The sequence below is a fragment of the Pseudoclavibacter sp. VKM Ac-2888 genome (genome assembly GCF_015351285.1).
Lineage (GTDB): Bacteria > Actinomycetota > Actinomycetes > Actinomycetales > Microbacteriaceae > Pseudoclavibacter.
In genome coordinates this window covers 2,160,090-2,183,048 of record NZ_JADKSM010000001.1, presented here as the reverse complement: position 1 = coordinate 2,183,048, position 22,959 = coordinate 2,160,090, and the positions used below count along the sequence as shown (strand labels likewise).

At 68.9% G+C, this 22,959-nt stretch carries 25 protein-coding genes; 20 read left to right on the top strand and 5 right to left on the bottom strand.

Annotated elements, in window-relative coordinates; genetic code table 11:
• Positions 1–29 precede the first annotated feature (29 nt).
• Entirely contained in the window at positions 30–1,619 is a 1,590-nt protein-coding gene (locus ITJ61_RS10285; protein ID WP_194686108.1) for an ATP-binding protein, read from the top strand.
• Here the strand turns inward: ITJ61_RS10285 and ITJ61_RS10280 are convergent.
• Both ITJ61_RS10280 and ITJ61_RS10275 read right to left on the bottom strand, forming a co-directional pair.
• Positions 1,612–2,085, bottom strand: a complete 474-nt coding sequence (locus tag ITJ61_RS10280; protein WP_194686107.1) for a nuclear transport factor 2 family protein — start codon at positions 2,083–2,085, stop codon at positions 1,612–1,614. The genes ITJ61_RS10285 and ITJ61_RS10280 overlap by 8 nt on opposite strands.
• Positions 2,082–2,543 (bottom strand): nuclear transport factor 2 family protein, encoded by a 462-nt coding sequence (locus tag ITJ61_RS10275; protein WP_181059569.1) that lies wholly within the window; start codon positions 2,541–2,543, stop codon positions 2,082–2,084. The genes ITJ61_RS10280 and ITJ61_RS10275 overlap by 4 nt, the downstream gene beginning before the upstream one ends.
• A gap of 221 nt (positions 2,544–2,764) precedes the next feature.
• Between ITJ61_RS10275 and ITJ61_RS10270 the strand changes: the two genes are divergently transcribed.
• From ITJ61_RS10270 to ITJ61_RS10225, 10 genes are all read left to right on the top strand, one after another.
• On the top strand, positions 2,765–3,283 hold the full coding sequence (locus ITJ61_RS10270; protein WP_104240072.1) for a MarR family winged helix-turn-helix transcriptional regulator: 519 nt from the start codon (positions 2,765–2,767) through the stop codon (positions 3,281–3,283).
• Between the two features lie 62 nt (positions 3,284–3,345).
• On the top strand, positions 3,346–3,531 hold the full coding sequence (locus ITJ61_RS10265; protein ID WP_146080459.1) for a hypothetical protein: 186 nt from the start codon (positions 3,346–3,348) through the stop codon (positions 3,529–3,531).
• A 110-nt stretch (positions 3,532–3,641) separates the two neighbouring features.
• A complete protein-coding gene (locus tag ITJ61_RS10260) occupies positions 3,642–4,085 on the top strand; it encodes a PaaI family thioesterase (RefSeq protein WP_104240073.1) in 444 nt (147 codons plus the stop codon).
• Positions 4,086–4,167: 82 nt separating this feature from the next.
• A complete protein-coding gene (locus ITJ61_RS10255; RefSeq protein WP_104240074.1) occupies positions 4,168–4,605 on the top strand; it encodes a DUF3151 domain-containing protein in 438 nt (145 codons plus the stop codon).
• Positions 4,606–4,734: 129 nt separating this feature from the next.
• Positions 4,735–6,021, top strand: coding sequence for an adenylosuccinate synthase (locus ITJ61_RS10250; protein ID WP_104240075.1), 1,287 nt, complete (start codon positions 4,735–4,737; stop codon positions 6,019–6,021).
• A gap of 124 nt (positions 6,022–6,145) precedes the next feature.
• Positions 6,146–6,907 carry an alpha/beta fold hydrolase gene (locus ITJ61_RS10245; RefSeq protein ID WP_104240232.1) on the top strand — a complete coding sequence of 254 codons (762 nt, stop codon included), beginning with the start codon at positions 6,146–6,148 and terminating at the stop codon, positions 6,905–6,907.
• A gap of 57 nt (positions 6,908–6,964) precedes the next feature.
• Positions 6,965–7,381 carry a DoxX family protein gene (locus ITJ61_RS10240; protein ID WP_104240076.1) on the top strand — a complete coding sequence of 139 codons (417 nt, stop codon included), beginning with the start codon at positions 6,965–6,967 and terminating at the stop codon, positions 7,379–7,381.
• Positions 7,382–7,390: 9 nt separating this feature from the next.
• On the top strand, positions 7,391–8,983 hold the full coding sequence (locus ITJ61_RS10235) for a CYTH and CHAD domain-containing protein (protein WP_104240077.1): 1,593 nt from the start codon (positions 7,391–7,393) through the stop codon (positions 8,981–8,983).
• A 53-nt stretch (positions 8,984–9,036) separates the two neighbouring features.
• On the top strand, positions 9,037–9,831 hold the full coding sequence (locus tag ITJ61_RS10230; protein WP_104240078.1) for an SDR family NAD(P)-dependent oxidoreductase: 795 nt from the start codon (positions 9,037–9,039) through the stop codon (positions 9,829–9,831).
• Positions 9,828–10,403 (top strand): pyridoxamine 5'-phosphate oxidase family protein, encoded by a 576-nt coding sequence (locus tag ITJ61_RS10225; RefSeq protein WP_104240079.1) that lies wholly within the window; start codon positions 9,828–9,830, stop codon positions 10,401–10,403. Before ITJ61_RS10230 ends, ITJ61_RS10225 begins: the two co-directional genes overlap by 4 nt.
• A gap of 5 nt (positions 10,404–10,408) precedes the next feature.
• Here ITJ61_RS10225 and ITJ61_RS10220 read toward each other — a convergent pair whose 3' ends face one another.
• Both ITJ61_RS10220 and ITJ61_RS10215 read right to left on the bottom strand, forming a co-directional pair.
• Complete coding sequence (locus ITJ61_RS10220) at positions 10,409–11,548, bottom strand: hypothetical protein (RefSeq protein ID WP_194686106.1); 1,140 nt, start codon at positions 11,546–11,548, stop codon at positions 10,409–10,411.
• Positions 11,549–11,749: 201 nt separating this feature from the next.
• On the bottom strand, positions 11,750–12,937 hold the full coding sequence (locus ITJ61_RS10215) for an ROK family transcriptional regulator (protein ID WP_104240081.1): 1,188 nt from the start codon (positions 12,935–12,937) through the stop codon (positions 11,750–11,752).
• A gap of 169 nt (positions 12,938–13,106) precedes the next feature.
• Here ITJ61_RS10215 and ITJ61_RS10210 point away from each other — a divergent pair, with 169 nt between their 5' ends.
• The 5 genes from ITJ61_RS10210 (at position 13,107) to ITJ61_RS10190 (ending at position 19,242) form a co-directional block, all read left to right on the top strand.
• The gene (locus tag ITJ61_RS10210) at positions 13,107–14,636 is read left to right on the top strand and encodes a sugar ABC transporter ATP-binding protein (protein WP_104240082.1); all 1,530 of its coding nucleotides are present in this window, start codon (positions 13,107–13,109) and stop codon (positions 14,634–14,636) included.
• Complete coding sequence (locus ITJ61_RS10205) at positions 14,633–15,727, top strand: ABC transporter permease (protein ID WP_104240083.1); 1,095 nt, start codon at positions 14,633–14,635, stop codon at positions 15,725–15,727. The genes ITJ61_RS10210 and ITJ61_RS10205 overlap by 4 nt, the downstream gene beginning before the upstream one ends.
• 107 nt (positions 15,728–15,834) lie before the next feature.
• Positions 15,835–16,908, top strand: a complete 1,074-nt coding sequence (locus ITJ61_RS10200; protein ID WP_194686105.1) for a substrate-binding domain-containing protein — start codon at positions 15,835–15,837, stop codon at positions 16,906–16,908.
• A gap of 87 nt (positions 16,909–16,995) precedes the next feature.
• Positions 16,996–18,228 carry a Gfo/Idh/MocA family protein gene (locus ITJ61_RS10195; RefSeq protein WP_194686104.1) on the top strand — a complete coding sequence of 411 codons (1,233 nt, stop codon included), beginning with the start codon at positions 16,996–16,998 and terminating at the stop codon, positions 18,226–18,228.
• Between the two features lie 3 nt (positions 18,229–18,231).
• A complete protein-coding gene (locus ITJ61_RS10190; RefSeq protein ID WP_194686103.1) occupies positions 18,232–19,242 on the top strand; it encodes a sugar phosphate isomerase/epimerase family protein in 1,011 nt (336 codons plus the stop codon).
• Between the two features lie 27 nt (positions 19,243–19,269).
• Here ITJ61_RS10190 and ITJ61_RS10185 read toward each other — a convergent pair whose 3' ends face one another.
• Positions 19,270–19,749 carry an Lrp/AsnC family transcriptional regulator gene (locus tag ITJ61_RS10185; RefSeq protein WP_104240087.1) on the bottom strand — a complete coding sequence of 160 codons (480 nt, stop codon included), beginning with the start codon at positions 19,747–19,749 and terminating at the stop codon, positions 19,270–19,272.
• 89 nt (positions 19,750–19,838) lie between these two features.
• On the opposite strand from ITJ61_RS10185, the gene ITJ61_RS10180 reads away from it, so the two are divergent.
• From ITJ61_RS10180 to deoC, 4 genes are all read left to right on the top strand, one after another.
• Positions 19,839–20,456 (top strand): YitT family protein, encoded by a 618-nt coding sequence (locus ITJ61_RS10180; RefSeq protein ID WP_194686102.1) that lies wholly within the window; start codon positions 19,839–19,841, stop codon positions 20,454–20,456.
• Positions 20,457–21,048: 592 nt separating this feature from the next.
• Positions 21,049–21,699 (top strand): GNAT family N-acetyltransferase, encoded by a 651-nt coding sequence (locus ITJ61_RS10175; protein ID WP_194686101.1) that lies wholly within the window; start codon positions 21,049–21,051, stop codon positions 21,697–21,699.
• Between the two features lie 57 nt (positions 21,700–21,756).
• Positions 21,757–22,182, top strand: coding sequence for an organic hydroperoxide resistance protein (locus ITJ61_RS10170; RefSeq protein ID WP_104298057.1), 426 nt, complete (start codon positions 21,757–21,759; stop codon positions 22,180–22,182).
• Entirely contained in the window at positions 22,182–22,874 is a 693-nt protein-coding gene (gene deoC, locus ITJ61_RS10165; RefSeq protein ID WP_104305774.1) for a deoxyribose-phosphate aldolase, read from the top strand. Before ITJ61_RS10170 ends, deoC begins: the two co-directional genes overlap by 1 nt.
• Positions 22,875–22,959: the final 85 nt, after the last annotated feature.

The window sequence follows — 22,959 nt, the reverse complement described above, 5'->3', positions numbered from 1 at the left end:
GCGGGATTCGCCCGCAGGCAGGGGATGGCATGAGCGAGCAGTCACACGACGATGTCCAGTTCTTCCGTGCGTTCAAGCGGTTCCTCGAACGCGTCAACGAGACGCCGGCCGAGGTCCAAGTCGTGCGCACGCCCTTCGGCGGCGAGCTGAGCGATTTCCTCGGCGCCGACGCCGAGGCGCTCCCGGTTGTCGTCGAGGAGTTCGCGAGCTACCGGATCGTCGACGCGGATATCGCGCTTGAGGAGATCGCCGCTCGCGGCGAAGCGAGGCTCGTCGGTGTCGCCGGTGGCTCCGCCCACGCGCACGCCGGCCTCGCGGAGCTCATCTCGAGCCCGCACATGCCGTTCAGGTCGGGGCCCGCCGAGTTCGCCGAGAAGGCGACAGGTCCCAGGTCGACACGACAGGTCGTGAGCTTCGGTGCACGACTCTTCACCTACCGTGGCGCCCGAGTTGTGGTCATGCAGCGCGCATCCCGCCCCGACATGGGCCGACCGCAGGGGCAGCTCGAGGTGCTCACCGCCGCAGACCCCTCGCTCGTCTCCGATCTCCTCGGCGAGGTTCGCGCCCTCATGATCGAGCGCAGCGTGCTGCGCGGCAAGGTGCTCGCGTTCGAGAACAGCGACTACCGGATGGACGCTGGTGCGTCGTTCCTGGAGCGACCGGCCGTCGCCGAGACCGACGTGATCCTGCCGTACGGCGTCCTTGAATCAGTGGTGTCGCACGTGATCGAGATCGGGCGGCAGCGTGAGGTCCTGCTCGCCGCGGGCCAGCACCTGAAGAGAGGCGTGCTGCTGTACGGCCCGCCTGGGACCGGGAAGACGCTCACGGTCAGGCATCTCCTGAGCCGCACGGAGGGGGTGACGGCCGTGCTGCTGACCGGGTCGAGCATCCAGCACATCAGCGCGGCCGCCGAACTGGCCCGCACCCTGCAGCCGTCGATCGTGGTGCTCGAGGACATCGACCTCGTTGCCATGGAACGTCACGCGTCCCCGCAGCCGTTGCTCTTCGAGGTGCTCGACGCGCTTGATGGCCTCGACGGCGATGCCGACGTCGCCTTCATCATGACCACCAACCGGGTGCAGGTGCTCGAGCGGGCGCTCGTCTCGCGTCCCGGTCGCGTCGACCTGGCCGTGGAGATCGCGCTGCCAGGCGGGCCGGAGCGCTACCGTCTGCTCGAGAAGTACGCCGCGGGCCTGCCGTTCAGCGACGAAGCGCTCCTGGAGGCGTCGGGTCGTGCCGAGCAGACCACCGGGTCGTTCGCCAAGGAGCTCATCCGCCGTGCGGTGCTCGCGGCGGCACGGCATGGCGTCGAGCCGGACGACGAGATCCTGCTGTTCGAGCTCGACGAACTGATGTCGGCGCAGTCCGCGCTCACGAGGCGCCTCCTCGGCGACGGCACGGAGCCGAGCGGTGACGAAGTCTCTGAGGGCGGAATGGAGATCATCTCCACAGTGGAAGGCGACCGCACGGGGTCCGTCACCTACCGGGCTCTGGGTGCAGAGGCTGACTCCGGCTGGACGGCGTACGTTCCGGCCTCGGACGCGGTCTACCCGCCTGGTGCAAGTGCCTCGGCGACCGAGGAGGAACCCTCGCGTGGCGACGGGGAGGCGCTCAGCTGACGGCTGCCCGCCAGCGCTCCGACGAGAAGGTGCGAGTCGAAGCGCCGCCCGGGTCGCTCGGCGGGCGTGAGCCGCGGCTCACGTCGCGCACCCTGATGCGCCAGCCGTCTGCCGTGCGGACGATGGTGTCGATGTAGTCGCCGCTCGCCGTCGTGCCGTCCGTTCGCACGAGGAGGAACTTCGACCAGGACGTGATGGTGTCGGCGTCGACCCGATGGAGGACGGTGTCGGTGGTGTAGTGCGGGTGGTAGGGCTGCACGGTGTTGATGACCCGGGCGAGCGCCTCGTCACCGCGCACCGCGTTCGGGCCCGTGCCGAAGGAGAAGTCCTCCGTGAATACCTTGCGCAGGTGATCCCAGTCGCGGTTGTCGATGACCTGCCCGTAGCGGGCGAGCACGTCGAGGACCTCGGCGGCGTCGGCGGCAGGCACTTGCGCTGCCACGGCGCTCGGGCTCTGCGCTGTCATCGCGACGACTCGAAGCTCGCGAAGGACTCCGCGCCCTCGGCCGAGTACTGTCCACTCGGGCGCTCGCGGTTTCGCTCCGTGATGCGGCGGCTCGTGATGACCCACGTGCCGTCGCGTTCCTCGAGGGTGTCGAGGTAGTCGCCGCCTGCGGCGGATGCCTCGTAGGTGACGAGCACGTAGCGACTCCAGGCGACGGCCGACCCGGCGGCCTCGCCAGCCCGGATGACCGTGTTGATGGTGTGGTGGGAGGGCAGGTGCCCGCCGAGCGAGGCCGCGAGCTGCTGCTCGAAGGCTCTCGCTCCTGATGCGCCAGTGAACTCGCCAGCAGGGCTCTCGATGCGCGCATCCGGAGCGAGGACCGAGTCGAGCAGGGTCCATTCGCCGTTGTCGACGAAGTGCCCGTAGAGCGCGAGGGTCTGCTGGATGCCCCAGCGGTCGTCGGCGGTGAGTGTGGTCACGTTCAGCCCCATTTCGTTTCCGTTCAGGAACAGTCTCACCAGCCACCGACATCCGCGTGTTCTCCGCGGTCGCGGAACTTCCGCGGGCGTCACGAGCGGAAATCTCGGGCAAAACCTGCCAGCGGGGGCTCTGTCTGTGGTTTCCGCACCGGGGCGCACCCATTTTTGCTAGTTTGTTGAACTAGTTTCATGGCGTCGACGGCGCCACCACGAGGAGGACCATGGCGCACACGCCCGCTGAGCGCTCGTCCGGGTACTGGTACCCGACCGGCGGAGAGCATGCGACCTCGGTCGACGTGCTCAACCTGCTGCGCGACTACCGCGAAGCGGAGGCGAAGATGCGAGCGCGGACGCGCTCGTCGATGCGCATGAACGAAAACGACCTGCTCGCGCTTCGCTTCCTGCTCCAGCAGCAGCGCCAGGGCAAGGTCGTCGTGCAGAAGGACCTGGGGGAGCGGCTCAAGATCTCCTCCGCCTCCGTCACGGGCCTCGTCGATCGCCTCGTGAAGAGCGGTCACGTCGAGCGGCGGCCGCACCCCACCGATCGGCGGGCCTCGATCATCGCGTCGACCGCGGAGTCCGACCGTGAGGTGCGGGAGACGCTCGGCCTCATGCACCAGCGCATGATCGCGGTCGTCGACTCGCTCACGACCGAGGAGCTCGACGGGGTGGCGAAGTTCCTCTCCGGCATGGTCGGCTCGGTCGAGGCGGCCGAGCCGCAGGGCGCTCCGCAGCACTAGTGGGTGCCTCCTCGAGAGTCAACCCCCGTCTTCGGCTTTGTTTAGTTAAATAAGCTACCTATGTGCTCAAACAACGACGCAGGCTCAACCGCAGTGCAGTAGCCGCCGCTCGACGACGGGCAGAAGAGCGCTACTGGGACGTCTACCAGCGCACCATCATGCCCGGGGAGCTTCTTGCGCTCTGCTTCGTGGGTGCCACCATCTCGATCGGAATCGCGGTCTCGTTCTTCGCCTTCCTCCCCTGGTAGCGCGAGCGGCCACTTGGATGGTCGCCACAAGGCTCTCGAAGTGCCAGCCGATGGGTGCGAGGCTCTTCGGTGCGCATCCATCTCCGGATGCCATGGCGCAAAGGAGCGACATGACCGACCCGACTTCGATGACCGGCCTCGAGCAGCTGAGGGCTCACCTCGCGAACGGTGCAGAGATCGCTCCGATCGCGCAGCACTTCGGCATGACCGTCGTGAGCTTCGCCGAGGGCGAGGTGATCTTCGAGGGTGTTCCCGACCGGTCGCACTACAACCCCATCGGAACCGTGCACGGCGGATTCGCGGCGACGCTCCTCGACTCGGCGTGCGGCACGGCAGTCCACACGACGCTCCGCCCGGGGCAGGCCTACACATCCCTCGAGATCAAGGTCAGCTTCCTGCGCCCCATGACCGTGGAGACGGGCCCCGTCCGGGTGCGCGGTCGCGTCGTGAAGTCAGGGGCGAGGGCGGCGTTCGTCGAAGCCGAGCTCAGGGACTCCGCCGACGTGCTCCTCGCCACGGCGACCAGCACGTGCGCGATCTTCCCAGCGCGCTGACCCACCGCTCTTGAGCCACGCTTCTCCACAGCTTCGCATCTCGAGCGCGCCCCGAAACGAGCACAGGATAGAATCGGCTCCCGTGACCGGAACGAATCTCCTCGGCATCCCCGAGACGCGCCTTGCGGCTGAGCCAGAGGTCGTCGACGACCTGTCCAACCTGCCCCACGACCAGGCCGCGCTTGCAGCCATCGTCGAGAAGCACCCGGCCTCATCGCTGGCGTGGGCGACCCTCGCAGACGCCGCGCACGCCGACGGCAACACGATCGGCGCGTACGCCTACGCACGCGTCGGCTACCACCGGGGGCTCGACGCCCTTCGCAAGGCCGGGTGGCGAGGCCAGGGCCCCGTGCCGTGGTCGCACGACCCCAACAAGGGAGTCCTGCGCGCGTTCTACGCGCTCCGACGAAGCGCAGCAGAGATCGGCGAGGAGGGCGAGCCCGAGCGCCTCGCCAGCCTGCTCCACGACGCCGACCCGCAGGCGATCACCGAGATCGAGCGGATGCACGCGGCGAGCTAGCGGCGCATCCGCACCAGCAGACAAGCAGGGAACAAGGCAGGGCCGCCGAGTCGGTCCGCCGACCGCGCGGCTCACGCCACGCACACGACAGGCGCGAGCTGCGCCGATCCGACAGAACAGGGGCGACACATGCCAGGCGTAGCAATCATCGGCGGCCAGTGGGGCGACGAAGGCAAGGGCAAGGCAACCGACCTCCTCGGCGACCGCATCGACTACGTCGTGAAGTTCAACGGCGGCAACAACGCCGGCCACACGGTCGTGATCGGTAACGAGAAGTACGCGCTGCACCTGCTGCCCTCCGGAATCCTCACCCCAGGCGTGACCCCCGTCATCGGCAACGGTGTCGTCATCGACCTCGACGTGCTCTTCCACGAGATCGACCACCTCGAGGCGCGCGGCGTCGACACCTCGAAGCTGCGCGTTTCCGCGAACGCGCACCTCATCACCGGGTACCACACCACGCTCGACAAGGTCACCGAGCGGTTCCTCGGGAAGCGCCAGATCGGCACCACCGGGCGCGGCATCGGCCCCGCCTACGCCGACAAGATCAACCGCATCGGCATCCGCGTGCAGGACCTCTTCGACGAGAACATCCTCCGCCAGAAGGTCGAAGCAGCGCTCTTCGGCAAGAACCACCTCCTCGTGAAGGTCTACAACCGTCGCGCGATCACGGTCAACGAGATCGTCGACGCGCTCCTCCTCCACGCCGAGCGCCTCCGTCCCATGGTCGGCGACACCTCGCTCGAGCTCTACGACGCCCTCAACGCCGGCCGCAACGTCGTCTTCGAGGGTGGCCAGGCGACCATGCTCGACGTCGACCACGGCACCTACCCGTACGTCACCTCCTCGTCCTCGACCGCGGGAGGCGCATCCACGGGCGCCGGTGTCGGCCCGACCCAGATCAACCGCATCATCGGCATCGTCAAGGCCTACATCACGCGCGTCGGAGCCGGCCCCTTCCCGACCGAGCTGTTCGACGAGTGGGGTGAGCTGTTGCGCACTCGCGGCGGCGAGTTCGGCACCACCACCGGACGCCCGCGCCGCACCGGCTGGTACGACGTTCCCGTCGCCCGCTACACGGCCCGCATCAACGGGGTCACCGACTTGGTCATGACGAAGCTCGACGTGCTCAGCGGCATCGAGCGCATCCCCGTCTGCGTCGCCTACGACGTCGACGGCGTCCGCTTCGACGAGATGCCCGTCTCGCAGTCGGACATCCACCACGCGAAGCCCATCTACGAGTACTTCGACGGCTGGACCGAGGACCTCTCCGGCTGCCGCACCTTCGAGGAGCTGCCCGAGAACGCGCAGCTTTACGTGCAGGCACTCGAGCGCCTCTCCGGTGCCCGCATCTCCGCGATCGGCGTCGGCCCGAAGCGCGACGAGATCATCCAGATCCACGACCTGATCGACTGACCGCGGGCAGCGCGGGCAGCGCCGTCAGCGCCCGTGTGCGGGCAAGCGCTCAACGCCTGAGACAATCGACGACGTGAATAGCGCCCCCGCAGCCCTGACCGTCCTCCCAGACCCCCAGTTCGTGATGGTCGGCGACGGTCACCGCATCGCCACGTACACGTGGGGAGATGTGGACGCGCCGACGGTGATCGTCGTGCACGGCTTCGCGTCGAGCACGAAGGACAACTGGGTGGCGACGGGCTGGGTGCGCGACCTGCTGCGCGCCGGCTACCGCGTGCTCGGCCTCGACCAGCGCGGGCACGGGCAGAGCGACAAGCCCTACGAGGGGCGCGACTACGACATCCGCACGCTGGCCTCCGACGTCGAGGCCGTGCTCGACGCGTACCTCGTCGACACCGCGCTGTACGTCGGCTACTCGCTCGGCGCGCGCGTCGGCTGGGAGGTCGCACAGGACTTCGCCGACCGCATCCCGCGGGTCGTGCTCGGGGGAGTCCCGGATGGCGTGCCGCTCGGGCGCCTCGATATCGATCAGGTGCGCGAGCTCATCGACCACGGCACCCCGGTGCAGGACCCGGTGACGCAGAACTACCTCGCCCTCACGGAGCGCGTCGGAGGCAACGACCTGCGGGCGCTGCTCGCGATCGCCGAAGGGATGCGCGCGTCCGGCAAGGCCGACCCCGACCTCGGCCGTGTGCCGCAGCAGCCGGTGCTCTTCGCGACCGGGTCCCGCGACGGCATCATCGAGGGGTCCAAGGCACTCTCCGCGGCGACGCCCAAGGCCCGCTTCTTCGAGATCCCGGACCGCCACCATTTCAACGCTCCAGGCTCGCGTGACTTCCGTGCCGCAGCCCTCGCCTTCCTCGCCGAGGAAGTCCAAGAGGGCTAGCGGACCCCGGAGGGTGGCGACTGGGTGACGTTCGGGAGCGCCGGGCAAGATGCTTCCATGTCGTCCAGAACACTCGAACGCCGCTCCCGCGGACACGGCGGGGCCATCCCGTGGATCGTCGTCCTTCCCTTCGCCGTCTCCGGCGTCATCCACCTCGTGAAGCCCGCCGTCTTCGAACCGATCATCCCCAAACCGCTGCGGGGGCACAGCCGCGAGCTGGTGGTCGCTTCCGGCGTCGCCGAGCTGGCGTGCGCGGCGGGGCTCGTGCGCCCGTCGACACGGTCGATCGCGGGGCTCGCGAGCGCGGCCGTGCTGCTCGCGGTCTGGCCCGCCAACGCCCAGATGAGCGTCGACCTGGGCCGCCGGGCGTGGCGGAAGCGCACCGCCTCGTCGGTCGTCGCGTTTGTCGTCTCCGTTGCTCGCCTGCCGATGCAGCTCCCGCTCATGAGGGCCGCGCTGGGCTCCGGGAGCTAGCCTTTCCGAATGAGCATCGAGTCGAAGAACGATCAGGTTCGGACGACCTCCGAGCAGCGCGAGATCGAGCGGAAGTACGACATTCCCGAGGGGGCGGGGGAGCCCGAGCTCTCGAAGCTCGGCGCGGGGCTCCGAGCAGGGGAGCCGGTCACGGAGACCCTCGTCGCCGAGTATGTCGACACTCCCGAGCTAGCGATCCTCGACGCCCGCTGCGTGCTGCGTCGCCGCACGGGTGGCGACGACGAGGGGTGGCACCTGAAGCGTCCGCGCAGCGGCGACGAGCGCATCGAGGTCCACGCGCCCGTGGGCGCCCCGCGGCGGATCCCGCCGGAGCTGCGCGCCGAGTTCGCGGACATCATCGGCGAGCGCCCCGTGCTTCCGCTCGTGGAGCTCACGACGACGCGCACGACCACTGAGGTGCGTGGCGGCGGCGCGTGGTCGGCCGGCGGGGCGCGGGATGACGACGACGCGCTCGCCGCGCTCATCTGCGACGACGTCGTGCACGCCAGGGTCGTCCGCATCGGCGAGGAGCGCACGCTCGAGTGGCGGGAGTTCGAGGTCGAGCTGGCGGACGGCGCATCGATCCGGGTCTTCGACGAGATCGAGGCGGTGCTCTTCGACGCCGGCCTCACCCCGTCCATCCACCGTTCCAAGCTCGTTCGCAGCCTCGACGGGGTCCAGCCCGCGCAGGCGCCGACGGGGCAGGGGACGGCCGGCGACGCGGTCGTCTTCGCCATCGCGTCGCGGTTCGGCGAGTTCCAGGAGCAGGAGGCCGCGGCCCGCATCGATGCGCCGGACGCGGTGCACCAGGCGAGGGTCGCCCTGCGCAGGCTGCGGAGCCTCCTCAAGGTCTTCGGCGCCCTGTTCGAGGCGGATGCGGTCGCGTCGCTCGCCGGGGAGCTCAAGTGGGCTGGGGGCGTGCTGGGGGCTCCCCGTGATGCGGAGGTCCTCCGCGAGCTCGTGCTCGCCGAACTCGACTCGGCGGGACACCTCGAGGCGGGCGCGGGGGCCGTCGACGTCGCCAGAGCGCGGATCGAGGCGCTCATCGGCGACCGGCACGCAGCCACCCTCGCGTCCTTCCGGACGGAACTCGATGGGGAGCGCTGGGACGCGCTGCACGACAGCCTCGTCTCCTTCGTCACCGCGCCCCCGTTCGCAGGGCTCGCCGATCGGCGCGCCCTCGGCACCATGCGGAGCCTGACCCGCACCGCCATCGCCACGGTCGAGAAGCGGACGGAACGCGCCCGCAAGAAGCCGAAGAAGCTCGAACGCTGGCACGACGTGCGCAAGGCCGCGAAGTCGGTTCGCTACGGCTACGAGGCCATCGACGAGCTGCCGGACGCGACGGCGAAGAAGCAGCGCAAGGAGTGGAAGCGCCTCGCGCAGGCCTTCGGCGAGTTGCAGGACTCGTCGATGCTCGACGAGGAGCTCGGCGTGCTGAGCGAGCAGCTCGGTCAGTCCGCGCAGGAGGAAGAGCGCGGAGAGACGGGTGCAGAGGACCGCGACGCCGTCGCCGTGCTCGGGGAGCTCCGGACGCGCATCCGCGCCCGCCAGAACGACGCGCTGCGAGTCGCCCGCGACGCCCTCGACGACCTGGCCTGACCGGCCGGCGAGATCTGCACGGACCGGTCAGGCGGTGGTGCCAGGATCGGCGCATGCACATCGATCTCTCGGGCCGTACGGCCCTCGTCACGGGTTCCACGCAGGGTATCGGCCTTGCGATCGCCGCGGATCTCGCCGCCGCTGGCGCGCACGTCATCGTGAACGGGCGCGGAGCCGCCAGCGTGGAGTCGGCCGTCGCCGAGCTGCGCGGGCGCGTGCCAGACGCGACGATCGAGGGGGTGCCCGCCGACCTCGCGACGGCGGAGGGCGCGGCCGTCGTCCGCTCTGCGTTCCCTGACCTCGACATCCTCGTCAACAACCTCGGCATCTACGGCAGCACGCCCGCTCTCGAGATCAGCGACGAGGAGTGGCTGCGCTACTTCGAGGTGAACGTGCTGTCGGCCGCCCGTCTCATGCGCGAGTACCTCCCGGGCATGACGTCGCGCGGCTGGGGGCGGGTGATCTCCATCGCGAGCGACTCAGCCGTCGTGATTCCCGAGGAGATGATCCACTACGGCATGACCAAGACGGCGCTGCTCGCGGTCTCGCGCGGCTACGCGAAGGCGGTCAAGGGCACCGGGGTGACCGTCAACGCCGTCATCGCGGGGCCGACGCACACCGGCGGCGTCGAGGCGTTCGTGGCGGAGCTCGTGGGCGACGACCTCGCCTGGGACGACGCGCAGCGGGAGTTCATGCGACGGCACCGGCCGCAGTCGCTCATCGAGCGTCTCATCGAGCCGGAGGAGATCGCGCACCTGGTCACCTACCTGGCATCGCCGCTGGCCTCGGCGACGACCGGAGGCGCCCTGCGCGTCGACGGCGGCTACGTCGATTCGATCCTGCCGTGAGCGTCGAGCGCAGCCTCGATGTTGGCGACATGGGTGAGGTGTGGGCGTCGCTCGTCGCAGCCACGACGGGGCGCACGCCGTTCACGCTCGGCTACCTCGGCACCGTGGCGTCGGGCGGCGAGCCCCGCGTCCGTGCCGTGATCCTGAGAGCCGTGGATGAGCGGCGCGGCGTCGTGGCGTTCGCGACGGACAGTCGGACGGCGAAGGTCGGGGAGCTGGCCGAGAACCAGCGAGCGGCCCTCACGTTCTACGATCCGGAGCGCGACGTGCAGCTGCGCCTGGGCGGCCGCGCGGAGGTCGTCGCCGACACTGCCGTCCGGCGCGAGATCTGGGACGGGCTCGGGGCGGGGTCGAAGCGGCTCTACGACAAGCCTGAGGTGCCCGGGACTCGGCTGGCAGAGGGGGACTCCGATGCTCGGGGGACGGGCGATGAGGCTGCGTTCGAGCGCTTCGCGTGGGTCCGGGTCACGGTCGACGCGATCGACGCGGTCGACCTCTCCGGCGCTGAGCACATCCGCTGCCGCCACACACGAGGAGTCGACTCCTGGGCAAGCGATCGGCTGGTTCCCTAGGCGCGCTACTGCATGGGCGCGTTCAGGTTCGACGCCCAGGTTCGAATCGCTGAACGCTCGTTCTCGTCGCACACGTAGCCGTAGCCGATGGTCGTGTCGCCGTTCGTGAGCGACCACTCACCGTAGTAGGTCAAGGCGTAGCAGTCGGCCATGGCTTCGGCACTGCCCTGGAACAGGCCCTGCGCGAGCAGGTCGTTGTACTCGCCGCGATAGTCGAAGACGCTGGCGTTGTCGGCACGCTGGTAGACGTGGGCCAGCTCGTGCACGACGGTGAACTTGCTCGACCACTCGCCGATCTCGCTCTCCGGGAGCAGGTGCACGGTGAGCGAGTCCTCCTTCGTGATGCACCCTGTCGTGCGCCAGTCCTCCCGATCGTCGGCCGTGCACGCGGTTGCCGCATCCCACTGCACGTCGATAAACCCTTTGCCTGCCGTGTCCACGATGCTCTCCGTGACCAAGCCGCTGGTGTTCACGCGCCGGGCTTGAGCCTCAGCGACGCTGACCTCGAGTCCCTCTCGGAAGGTCTTCGCCTGCGCTGCGATCGTCTGCGCGGTGTACTCGAGCAGGTTCGGATCAGCCATCTTCTCGTCCTGCCGGAACAACCACTCGAATTCAGCGACGAGCCAGGCGACGGGAGACTCTTCGAACTCGAGGGACAGCTCGTCGATCTTGGCGCGTTCGTCCGCGTAGAGCGCGCGCTGGGTGTCGATCTCGGAGTCTGCCGTGGGGGCAGCATCGGGTGTCGCCACGCTGGAGGAGCCGCCCGTCTCATCACCCCCGGAAAAGAGCAGCGCGCCGAAACCGGCGAAGACGACGACGGCCACGATGGCCACGACGGCCAGGCATCCGCACCCGGCGAGCCAGCCGCCGACTCCGCGGCTTCGGCGAGACACGTGCGGTGCTGTCGCCGGTGCGAGTGCTGGACCTGCTGCTGACGCCGCTGGTTGGTGACCGGGCGTTCGTCCGGTCGACAGCGTCGGGTTGACGCCTCGGATCCAGCGGATGAGCTCGGGGGAAGCGGCTGGGTTCGCGGCGATGAGCGCATGGAGGTCCCAGCGCTGGGCGGCGAGATCGACGAGGACCTGCAACGGTGTGCTCGGATCGCAGGCGATTGCGTGCGCTGCCCTTGGCTGCCGGTCGTTCATGCACTCCCCTTGCTGTTCTGGCTCACCGCTCGGGAGAGATGCGGTGCTGTCTGCTCCAGGAAAGGACTCTCCCGCGGCGATTCTGGCACCGGTCCAGCGTAGTCCGCGGTGCGCTGCTGGCCGCTGCACCGCGTCCGTCTGTCCGAGAGTCGACGATCTGTGTCGCTCGATGGCGTCGCCGGGGCACGCCGGTGGGAGCGGCTAGGCGAGGGCGGCGTCGATGGCGTCGGCCGAGAGCACGTGGTCGATGGCGAGGGCGCTGGCGCCGAGGATCGCGGCGTCGCCTCGGGCTCGCGACGCCACGACCCGAAGGTGCTGCGTCGCGAGCGGCAGTGAGCGCGAGTAGACGACTTCGCGGATGCCGGCCATGAGCTGCTCGCCCGCCTCCGCGATGCTCCCGCCGATGACGATCATCGACGGGTTGAGCATGCTGACACAGGCGGCGAGCACGGTGCCGACATCGCGGCCGGCCTGACGGAGGGCCCGGGCTGCGCTCAGGTCTCCCGAGCGCACGAGCGCCACGATCTGCCCGCTGCCCGACACCTCGATGCCCTCCTCGCGGAGCCTTCGGGCTATTGCGTCGCTCCCGGCGACGGCTTCGAGGCAGCCGAGGTTGCCGCACCTGCAGGGGATGCTCTCGGCGCCGGGCACGGCGATGTGCCCGATGTCGCCAGCGGCACCTCTGGCGCCGCGTCGCAGCGAGCCGTCCGCGATGATGCCGGAGCCGATTCCGGTCGCGACCTTGACGAAGAGCAGGTCGGAGACCTCGGGCCACTCGCTCCGGTGCTCGCCGAGGGCCATGATGTTGACGTCGTTGTCGACCAGCACAGGAGCGTCGAAGTGGGCGCCGAGCCTGCCGGCGACGTCGGCGTCGTCCCAGCCGGGCATGATGGGCGGGTTGATGGGTCGGCCGGAGCTGAACTCGACGGGCCCGGGGAGGCCGACGCCGACGCTCACGAGCTCGCGGCGCCCGCGGTTCGACGCGGCGAGCATCTCGTCGCCCTTCGTGCACACCCAGGCCAGCACCGCGTCCGGCCCGAGGTCGATGGGCAGCTTGTCCTCCGAGTCGGCGATGATGTTCGAGGCGAGGTCGGTGAGGGCCATTCTCGCGTGGGTCGCACCGAGGTCGACGGCGAGGACAACTCTGCTCTCGGGGGAGAAGGCGAAGACGGCGGGGGGCCTGCCGCCCGTCGAGTGGGCCTCGCCGACGGTCACGATGAGGCCCGCCGTCATGAGCATGTCGATGCGGGTCGCGACCGTGGAGCGGGCCTGGCCGGTGACGGATGCGAGTTCAGCGCGCGTGCGGGGGGCGCCGTCGCGGAGCATCTGGAAGAGCTCTCCGGGGCCAGGCTGGCGCGACGCCGGCTTCGGCAGCTGCTCGATGACCATGCGCGTCTTCTCTCTCGGGTCGGGGGTCGGCGGGAGCCGACTTCGCCACGTTACCGCCCTGACCGTCTTCGGTGACTGCAGCGCTTCTGTGTGGCGGCGTATCTCAATTGTGCAACAGGCAAGACACTTTTGCTTGACCGTCGACAAAAGTGACGGTAGCTTTCGACACATGGTCAACGAAGACCCCACATCGGGTCCCTCCCCCCTCCTGCAGATGCGTGGCATCGTCAAGCAGTTCCCAGGTGCTCGGGCGCTCGACGGCGTCGACCTCGACGTCCTCCCCGGCGAAGTCCACTGCCTCCTCGGCCAGAACGGCGCAGGCAAGTCGACGCTCATCAAGGTGCTCGCAGGCGCACACCAGCCCACCGAGGGCCAGCTGCTCCTGGACGGCGAGCCCATCACCATCCCCAACCCAGTCGCTGCACTCGGGCTCGGCATCGCCACGATGTACCAGGAGCTCGACGTCGTCGACGGCCTGACCGTCGCGGAGAACGTGTACCTCGGGCACGAACTCGACACCGCGGGCGTCTCCAGGCGTGCCGAGGCGAAGCAGCGGACGAAGGAGATCCTGGCGCGGCTCGGGCACTCCGAGATCTCACCCACGACCGAGGTCGGCGAGCTCTCCGCCGCTGGCAAGCAGATCGTCTCCATGGCTCGGGCGCTTTCGCACGAGGCCCGCATCATCGTCATGGACGAGCCCTCCGCGGTGCTCGACTCCGAGGAGGTCGCGAACCTCTTCCGCGTGGTCGAGGAGCTCACGAAGGCGGGCGTCGCGATCATCTACATCTCGCACCGGCTCGAGGAGATCCGCACGATCGGCGATCGCATCACGGTGCTCAAGGACGGCCGCACGGTCGCCCAGAACCTGCCGGTCAGCGAGACTCCGACCTCGGAGCTCATCACCCTCATGACCGGCCGCAAGGTCGAGTACCTGTTCCCCGATTCCCCTGAGCTCCCATCGGATGCGCCCGTGCTGCTCGACGTGCAGGACCTCGCGCTCGCTGACACGTTCTCGGACGTCTCGTTCACCGTCTCCGCTGGCGAGATCGTCGGATTCGCGGGGCTCGTCGGTGCCGGCCGGAGCGAGATCATGGAGACCATCTACGGCGCACGCAAGGCGACGGGCGGCACGGTCACGGTCGAGGGCAAGACGCTCGCGCGCGGTTCGGTCACGGCTGCCGTGAACGCGGGCATCGGCCTCGCGCCGGAAGAGCGCAAGAGCCAGGGGCTCCTGCTCGACGAGCCCGTCTACCGGAACATCACGCTCTCCACGTTCCAGCGCTTCGCCTCGTTCTCGTGGCTGAAGGAAGGCGACGAGCGCCGCGCTGCGAAGGAGCAGGCGGAGTACCTCGACCTGCGGCCGGCTGGCGTCGATCGCGACATCCGCACGCTCTCGGGTGGCAACCAGCAGAAGGCGATGCTCGCCCGCTGGCTCGTGCACGGCTGCCGCGTGCTGCTGCTCGACGAGCCGACCCGAGGCGTCGACGTCGGCGCGCGGGCCGAGATCTACGCCCTCATACGCAAGCTCGCCGACGAAGGCGCGGCGGTTGTCGTCGTCTCCAGCGAGATCCCGGAGGTCCTCGGCCTCGCCGACCGGGTGCTCGTCGTCTCCGAAGGGCGAGTCGTCCACCAAGGCCCAGCATCCGCTCTCGATGAGCACGCCGTACTCGACATGGTTATGGAAAGCAGCGCAGCATGAGCACTCAGACTCCCCAGTCCTCCGCCCCGAGCGGCGGCTCGCCATCCCAGGACGGCACGATCATCGCCCCCGCCGCCGACGAGAGCTCCCGCGTGGAGCACGAGGTCGCCAGCGACAACGCCAAGCGCGGCGGCTTCTTCCGTGGCAGCTCTGCCCGCAACTTCGGCCTCATCCTGGCGCTCGTCGTGCTCTGCATCGCGGGCACGGTCTCGGCGGGTGAGCGCTTCGCGAGCGTCGACAACCTCATGGTGGTGCTGAGCCAGGCGTCCATCATCGGCGTCCTCTCGATCGGCATGACGTTCGTCATCACGGCGGGCGGCATCGACCTGTCCGTCGGCTCCGTGCTCGGGCTCGCCTCGGTCTGGGCGACGACGCTCTCCACGCAGGCCTACGCGGAAGCGTGGGGATGGTGGGTCATCGTGCTCACCTCGCTGCTCGTCGGGCTCGGCGCCGGTGTCGTCAACGGTGTCCTCATCGCCTACGGCAAGGTGGTGGCGTTCATCGCGACGCTCGCCATGATGGTCGCCGCCCGTGGGTTCGCGGAGCTCATCGCCGGTCGTCGCACGCAGATCGTCAACGTCGACTCGTTCCTCGAGACCTTCCGCGGCGACCTCCTCGGCATCCCGGTCATCGTGTGGATCTTCGTGCTCGTCGCGATCGGCGGCTGGTTCCTCCTGAACCGCACCACCTTCGGGCGCCGTACGGTCGCCGTCGGGGGCAACCCGGAGGCCGCGCGCCTCGCCGGCATCAAGGTGAAGCGCCACACGATGTACCTCTACGCGCTGGTCGGTCTGACCGCCGGCATCGCGTCCATCATGATGCTCGCCCGCACGACGGCGGGCTCGTCCACCAACGGCATGCTCTACGAGCTGGATGCGATCGCGGCGGTCGTCGTCGGCGGCACCCTGCTCGTCGGCGGTCGCGGCACGATCGTCGGCACCGTCCTCGGCGTCCTCATCTTCGCCACCCTCACGAACATCTTCATCCAGGCGAACCTCGACAGCTCCGTGCAGGCCATTGCGAAGGGCGCGATCATCGTGATCGCCGTCCTCCTCCAGCAGCGCTTCTCGTCGCGGGCCAAGACGTCCTAGCCGCGGGACGGGGCGCGAGCCAGGCCCTCCAGCCCGATCCCCACCAGACCCACCGAACCTCACCAGACCCAAACCCCATCACCATGGCAGCATCAAAGGAGATCCCCATGTCCACGAGTTCCTTCAGGAAGACAGCTTCCCGAAAGCGCCGGATCCTCGCAGCAGGCGCAACGGCCGCTTCGGCGCTGCTGCTGCTCACCGGCTGCCTCTCGAACACCCCGCCGACGGCGGAGGGCGAGGCGCCAGCAGGCGGCAACGCCACGGCGTCCGACAACGACGCGGCCGGCGAGCCGCTGGTCATCGGCTTCTCGGCCCCGGCGGCCGACCACGGCTGGATGGGCGCCATCACGTCCGCCGCCGAGGCTGAGGCCGCGAAGTACGAGGACGTCGAGCTTCGCGTCGCAGAGGGCACGAATGACGTGAACCTCCAGATCAGCCAGATCGAGGGCTTCATCAACGACGGTGTCGACGCCATCGTGCTGCTGCCCTTCGACGGCGCCGCCCTCACCGAGGTCGCGACCAAGGCGATGGAGGCGGGCATCCCGGTCATCAACGTCGACCGCGAGTTCACGAGCCCCTTCGCTGCCCGCACGACGGTGCTCGGCGACAACTACGGCATGGGCGTCAGCGCCGGCACGTACATGTGCGAGCAGCTCGCGGACAAGCCAGACGCCGTGGTCGCCGAGATCGCCGGCATCGACTCCCTGCCGCTCACCCAGGAGCGCAGCCAGGGCTTCGCGGATGCGCTCGGTGACTGCGGTCTCGAGGTCTCGAACCGTGTCGCTGCCGACTTCACGGTGCAGGGCGGTGAGCAGGCGGCCACGAACCTCCTGCAGGCCGCTCCGCAGATCGACGCGATGTGGAACCACGACGACGACCAGGGTGTCGGTGTCCTCTCTGCCATCGAGAACGCCAACCGCGACGAGTTCTTCCTCGTCGGCGGTGCGGGCTCGGCGAACGTGATGCGCGAGATCCAGGAGGGCGACAGCGTCGTCAAGGCGACCGTCGTCTACCCGTCGACGCAGGCGGCCGACGGCATCAAGCTGGCCCGCCTCATCGCGCACGACCGCTCGCTCGGCGACCTCACGTCGCAGAGCGTCCCGCGTCTGGTGCAGCTCTACGCTCCCGTCGTGACGAGCGAGAACGTCGGCGACTACATCGACGCGGCGTTCGAGTCGTAACCAGCTGCTCACACTGTCCGCGCGGGGCGGGGCTCTCCTCCTCTCTGACTCCGCCCCGCGTTGGCCTCCTGAACGAAAGAGTGAACAATGAGTCAAGACGCACAGCCGGACCTGGGCATCGGCATGGTCGGCTACGCCTTCATGGGGGCCGCGCACTCGCAGGCGTGGCGGAACGCTCCCCGCTTCTTCGACCTGCCGCTCGCGCCCAAGATGCGCGTCGTGGCTGGCCGGAACGCCGCGAAGGCGGCGCAGGCCGCTGACAAGCTCGGCTGGGCGTCGAGCACCTCCGATTGGCGGGAGCTGCTGACTCGCGACGACGTGCAGCTCATCGACATCTGCTCGCCGGGCGACACGCACGCCGAGATCGCCATCGCGGCGCTCGAGGCGGGCAAGCACGTGCTCTGCGAGAAGCCGCTCGCCAACACGGTCGAGGAGGCCGAGCGGATGAACGCTGCGGCGATCGCCGCCGAGGCCCACGGCGTGCGCGCCATGGTCGGCTTCACGTATCGGCGAGTGCCGGCGATCCGCCTTGCGCAGCAGCTCGTCGCGGAGGGTCGCATCGGCGACATCCGTCAGGTGCGAGCCCAATACCTGCAGGACTGGCTCGCTGACGAGAACGCGCCGCTCTCCTGGCGTCTCGACAAGGAGAAGGCCGGCTCGGGTGCGCTCGGCGACATCGGGGCGCACATCGTCGACCTCACCCACTTCATCACCGGCCAGCAGCTGAGCGGAGTCTCGGGTCTCGTGGAGACATTCGTGAAGGAGCGACCCGTCGCCGAGGACTTCGCGGGGCTCTCCGGAACCGGCGGCACCGAGCGCGGTCCCGTCACGGTCGACGACGCCGCAGTCTTCTTCGGTCGCCTGCAGGGCGGCGCCATCGCCGTCTTCGAGGCGACGCGCTTCGCGTACGGCCGGAAGAACGCGATCAGGCTCGAGATCAACGGAACGACGGGATCGATCGCCTTCGACTTCGAGGACATGAACGTGCTCGAGTACTTCGACGCGAGCGGCGATCCCACCACGGCCGGGTACACGCGCATCATCGTGACCGAGCCAGAGCACCATCCATTCATCAAGGCGTGGTGGCCGGCCGGCCACGGGCTCGGCTACGAGCACGCCTTCACGCACCAGGCGGTCGAGCTGGTCGAGGACATCGCGGCTCACCGAGCTCCGGCGCCCTCGTTCGCCGACGGCCTCGCCGTCCAGCGGGTGCTCGCCGCCGTCGAGGAGAGCTCGGCACGCGGCAGCTCGTGGGTCTCGATTCCCGTTCCGAGCGATGCCCCGCACACCTCAGTCGAACCAGAACTCCAGAGGAGCTAGTACATGTCTCGTCCTGTCACGTTGTTCACCGGTCAGTGGGCCGATCTGCCGTTCGAGGAGGTTGCTCGCCTGGCGGGGGAGTGGGGCTACGACGGCCTCGAGATCGCCTGCTGGGGTGATCATCTCGACCCGTGGCGGTGGGATGACGCCGAGTACGTGGCCTCCAAGCTGGAGGTGCTCGAGCGCAATGGCCTCAAGGTGTGGACGATCTCGAACCATCTCAAGGGGCAGGTGGTGTGCGACGACCCGATCGATCAGCGCCACCGCGACATCGTGTCCGACCGCGTGTGGGGGGACGGGGAGCCGGAAGGGGTGCGGCAGCGTGCCGCGGAGGAGCTGAAGAACACCGCCCGCCTCGCAGCGGCGCTGGGCGTGAAGACGGTGACCGGCTTCACGGGCTCGTCGATTTGGAAGTACGTGGCGATGTTCCCTCCTGCCACGGAGGCGATGGTGGATGCCGGGTATCAGGACTTCGCGGATCGGTGGAACCCGATCTTGGATGTGTTCGAGGAGGTCGGGGTCCGGTTCGCGCACGAGGTGCACCCGTCCGAGATCGCGTATGACTACTGGACCACGAAGCGTGCGTTGGAGGCGATCGGGCATCGGGAGTCGTTCGGCCTGAACTGGGATCCCTCGCACATGGTGTGGCAGGACATCGACCCGGTGGGGTTCTTGTGGGACTTCCAGGACCGGATTTATCACGTGCATTGCAAGGACACGAAGAAGCGCCTGTCGAATGGTCGGAATGGGCGCCTGTCGTCGCATCTGCCGTGGGCGGACCCGCGGCGGGGGTGGGACTTCATCTCGACCGGGCACGGGGACGTGCCGTGGGAGGACTGCTTCCGCATGTTGAACGCGATCGGCTACGAGGGTCCGCTGTCGGTGGAGTGGGAGGACGCGGGTATGGACCGTCTCGTGGGTGCTCCGGAGGCGTTGGGGTTCGTGCGCACGCTGTCCACGTATCGTCCGTCGGAGGCGGCGTTCGACTCGGCGTTCTCCACGAAGCAGGACTAGCCCCGGAGCAGGACGAGCTGGCGCGGGTCAGCCCTCTGCGAGGTCGTCGAGGATGAGCGCCAGCCGGTACGGCACGACCTCGGAGAGCGAGACGGTGGTGCTCGTCCGGGTGACGCCGGGCAGCTCGAGCATGGCGCGCGTCACTCGATGCAGGTCGCTGGTGTCCTTGGCGACGACACGCGCCAGCAGGTCGGCATCGCCGGTCGTCGAGTGCACCTCCACGACCTGGGCCATCTCGCCGAGTCGCTCGTAGGCCTCGTCGGCGGCGTTCTGGCTGAGGGAGAGCGCGACGAAGGCGGTCAGCGGATAGCCGAGGGCGGCGGCACTGAGGCGGGTGCTCTCCGGCGAGAGCATCCCCTCGTCGGCGAGCCGCGACAGGCGAGCGTGCACGGTGTTCCGGGCCACGCCGAGCTCTCTCGAGAGGGCGAGCACGGACGCGCCGGGGAGTCGGTCGAGCGTCCGGATGATGCGGGCGTCAAGGGCGTCGAAGCCGCGATGATTGGGCAAATCTCCTCCTCAGGTGCGGAGAGCGTGCAAACTGCTCAGTCCGCGCAGCTTGTCTTGCGCAGACTACCCCCGGGCGACATGCTCGGCGCATGCCTGAACTCGTCGCGCCTCCACGCCACCGCGCTCTCGACGACATCGCCGGCCTCGCCGTCGGAGTTCTGGTCATCTCGTTCGGGCTCTTCCTCCTCAAGTCGGGCGGCCTCGTCACCGGGGGGACCGCCGGCCTGGCGCTGCTGCTCGGGTACGTGCTGCCCGTTCAATTCGGGGTCATCTTCGTCGTCGTGAACCTGCCGTTCTTCGCGCTCGCCGCTCGAGGCAAGGGCTGGCGGTTCGTCGTGAGGAGCCTCGTCTCGATCGCGCTCGTCTCCGTGCTGACCTCGCTGCATGCATCCGTCGCGGGGGTTGGGCCTCTCGAGCTGCCTCCCGTCTACGCGGCGGTGCTCGGCAACGTCCTGTGCGGCGTCGGGCTGCTCATCCTGTTCCGACACAACTCGAGTCTCGGCGGATTCACCGTCGTCGCACTCGTGGCGCAGGAGAAGTTCGGCGTGCGGGCCGGCTACGTGCTGCTCGCGCTCGACCTGCTGGTGGTGCTTGCCTCCTTCACCGTCCTCGACCCGTCGCAGGTGCTCATCTCGGCGCTCGGTGCCGGCGTGCTGAGTCTCATCATCATGCTCAATCATCGGCCGGGCAGGTACCGAGCCTCCTGACCTCGGGCGCCCGTCACCGCCCGCGCATGCAGTGATGGGCACCAACCTCCCCCGAGGTTGGTGCCCATCGTCCCCTGCCGCGGTCGCCAGGTGAGGAGTGCAGTCGGGCGTCGTCCCCCGATGACGCCCACCCCGTGTTGATGCGGGCTGCAGTTTCTCGAACCCGGCGTTACGCGCCGGCGAGGGGAGTATTTGGTTGCTCTCTGTTCCGTTCGCCGCCTCGAGCCGCAGCTCGAGATCTCACGGATGCGGTGGCTGTGCCGCCGAAGGCTGCTTCACTTTCGTGGGGTTGCCCGGGCGGTGCCGTTTCGCTCACCACATGAAGGAAGCTAACACGGTGGTGGCGGGCCGACGCACGCGTCTGGTGTCGCTAATGAACCGTTTAGTCCATTCGGATCGTCCACATGTCTTTTGGTCGGTGTGCTCGTGAATCCATGCCTGATCTGGCGATTCGCGGGGTCTGCGTCGGGCCGGTCCAGGCTGCGAAAGCGGAATCGGCATTCCGTGCCGCTGTGCCCGAACCCGCAGCGCGCCTCAGGGCGCTGGACGCGTCGCTATCGATCGGCGCGCTCGGATCGTGTTTCATGAGGGTATGCATCTCGAACCCTCGCAGGTACTCGAAGGCCGGCACGTCTCGCTGCATCCGGCGAGCGCGGCAGGCTGGGCGGAGCTGGGCGATGTCCTCTGCGTGCCAGAGGTGTTCGCCTCCGGATGGGGTGGGGGTCCCGCTGGGATGCCCGACCGTCGAGACTGGGGCGACTGGGTGGAGAACTACACGCCTGGGCCCCGAAATGGATGCACCTACGTCGTCAGAGTCAACGGCGGGCCGCAGCACGGGCGGGCTGTCGGCACGACCTCGATCGGTCGCGTCGACCTGGCCCGGGAGTCGGCGGAGATCGGGTGGACCGCCTACGCGCCAGCGGTGTGGGGGACCGTCGTGAACCCGGCCACGAAGCTGGTGCTCCTCGACCACCTCTTCCGGGTGGGTTTCGGGCGAGTCGAGTTCAGCGTCGACAACCGCAACGAACGCTCGCAGGCGGCGCTCGCCAAGCTCGGCGCTGCCCGGGAGGGGGTGCTGCGGCGTCATCAGCTCCGTGCGGACGGCACCTGGCGAGACACGGTCCGCTTCTCCGTCATCGAGCCAGAGTGGTCGACCGTCCGCGAGCGGCTGCGTGCACGTGTCGAGGCCGGGCAGGCGCTGGTGGGCGAGGCGGGTCTCGTCGACGGAAGATCAGCCCGCTGAAGGAGAACGCGGAGCTCGGCTCAGCGTGTCCGTCAGCAGACGTGGTTCCATGGACCCATGACGACTCCTGTGTACACCGCAATTGCCCACGCTTCCGGTGGTGGCCGCGACGGCCACGTGCGTTCGGAAGACGACCGCATCGATCTCGACACGCGTCCCCCGAAGGAGATGGGTGGCAGCGGAGAGGGCACCAACCCTGAAGAGCTCTTCGCCGCCGGATATTCGGCCTGCTTCCTCGGCGCATTCCACGCGGCAGGAAAGCAGCTCGGCAAGGACACGAAGGACGCCGCCGTCTCCACCTCGGTGGGAATCGGCAAGCGCGAGCCCACTGGCTTCGAGCTCTCGGTGGTCCACGACGTCTACGCGCCGAACCTGTCGAGCGAGGAGACCCAAGAGGTTGCTCGCATCGCGCACGAAGACATCTGCCCCTACTCGCACGCCACCCGCGGCAACGTCGACGTGCAGATCAACGTCGTCAGCTGATGGCGGAGGTGAACGAACAGTCGCATCCGGATGACCGGGTCACGCGAGCCGAGCTCGCGGGCATCGTTGACCACACGCTGCTGAAGACCGACGCGACCCCTGGGCAGGTGGCTGCCCTCCTCGAGGAGGCCAAGGCCCTGAAGGCGTTCTCCATCTGCGTCTCGCCCAACATGCTCCCCGTGCAGGGAGACCCGGGCGAGGTGAAGATCGCGACCGTGGTCGGCTTCCCCTCCGGGAAGCACCACTCCGCGATCAAGGCTGCAGAGGCGGCGCGGGCCGTCGCCGACGGCGCCGACGAGCTCGACATGGTCATCGACATCGGCATGCTGAAGGCTGGCCGGGCCGACCTCGTGCAGGCGGACGTCGCCGCGGTCCGCGAGGCCGCCCCTTCCGCACTCCTCAAGGTCATCATCGAGTCTGCCGCGCTGACGGACGACGAGATCGTCGCCGCCTGCCAGGCTTCCGAAGCCGCGGGGGCCGACTACGTGAAGACGTCGACGGGCTTCTCGGCCGCTGGCGGAGCATCCACCCATGCCGTGGCGCTCATGCGTGCCACGGTCGGCGAACGGCTCGGCGTGAAGGCGTCCGGCGGTATCCGCTCGACGGCGGATGCGCTTGCCATGGTCGAAGCCGGCGCCTCACGCCTCGGCCTCTCCGGAACGGCAGCTGTGCTGGACGGCCTCGGCGGCTAGGAGTCCCGCCTTCCGGGTTCCCATTCGGCGGCCCGGAACGCTGAACGTGCGAAGAGCGCATGCCCTCAGGGGCATGCGCTCTTCG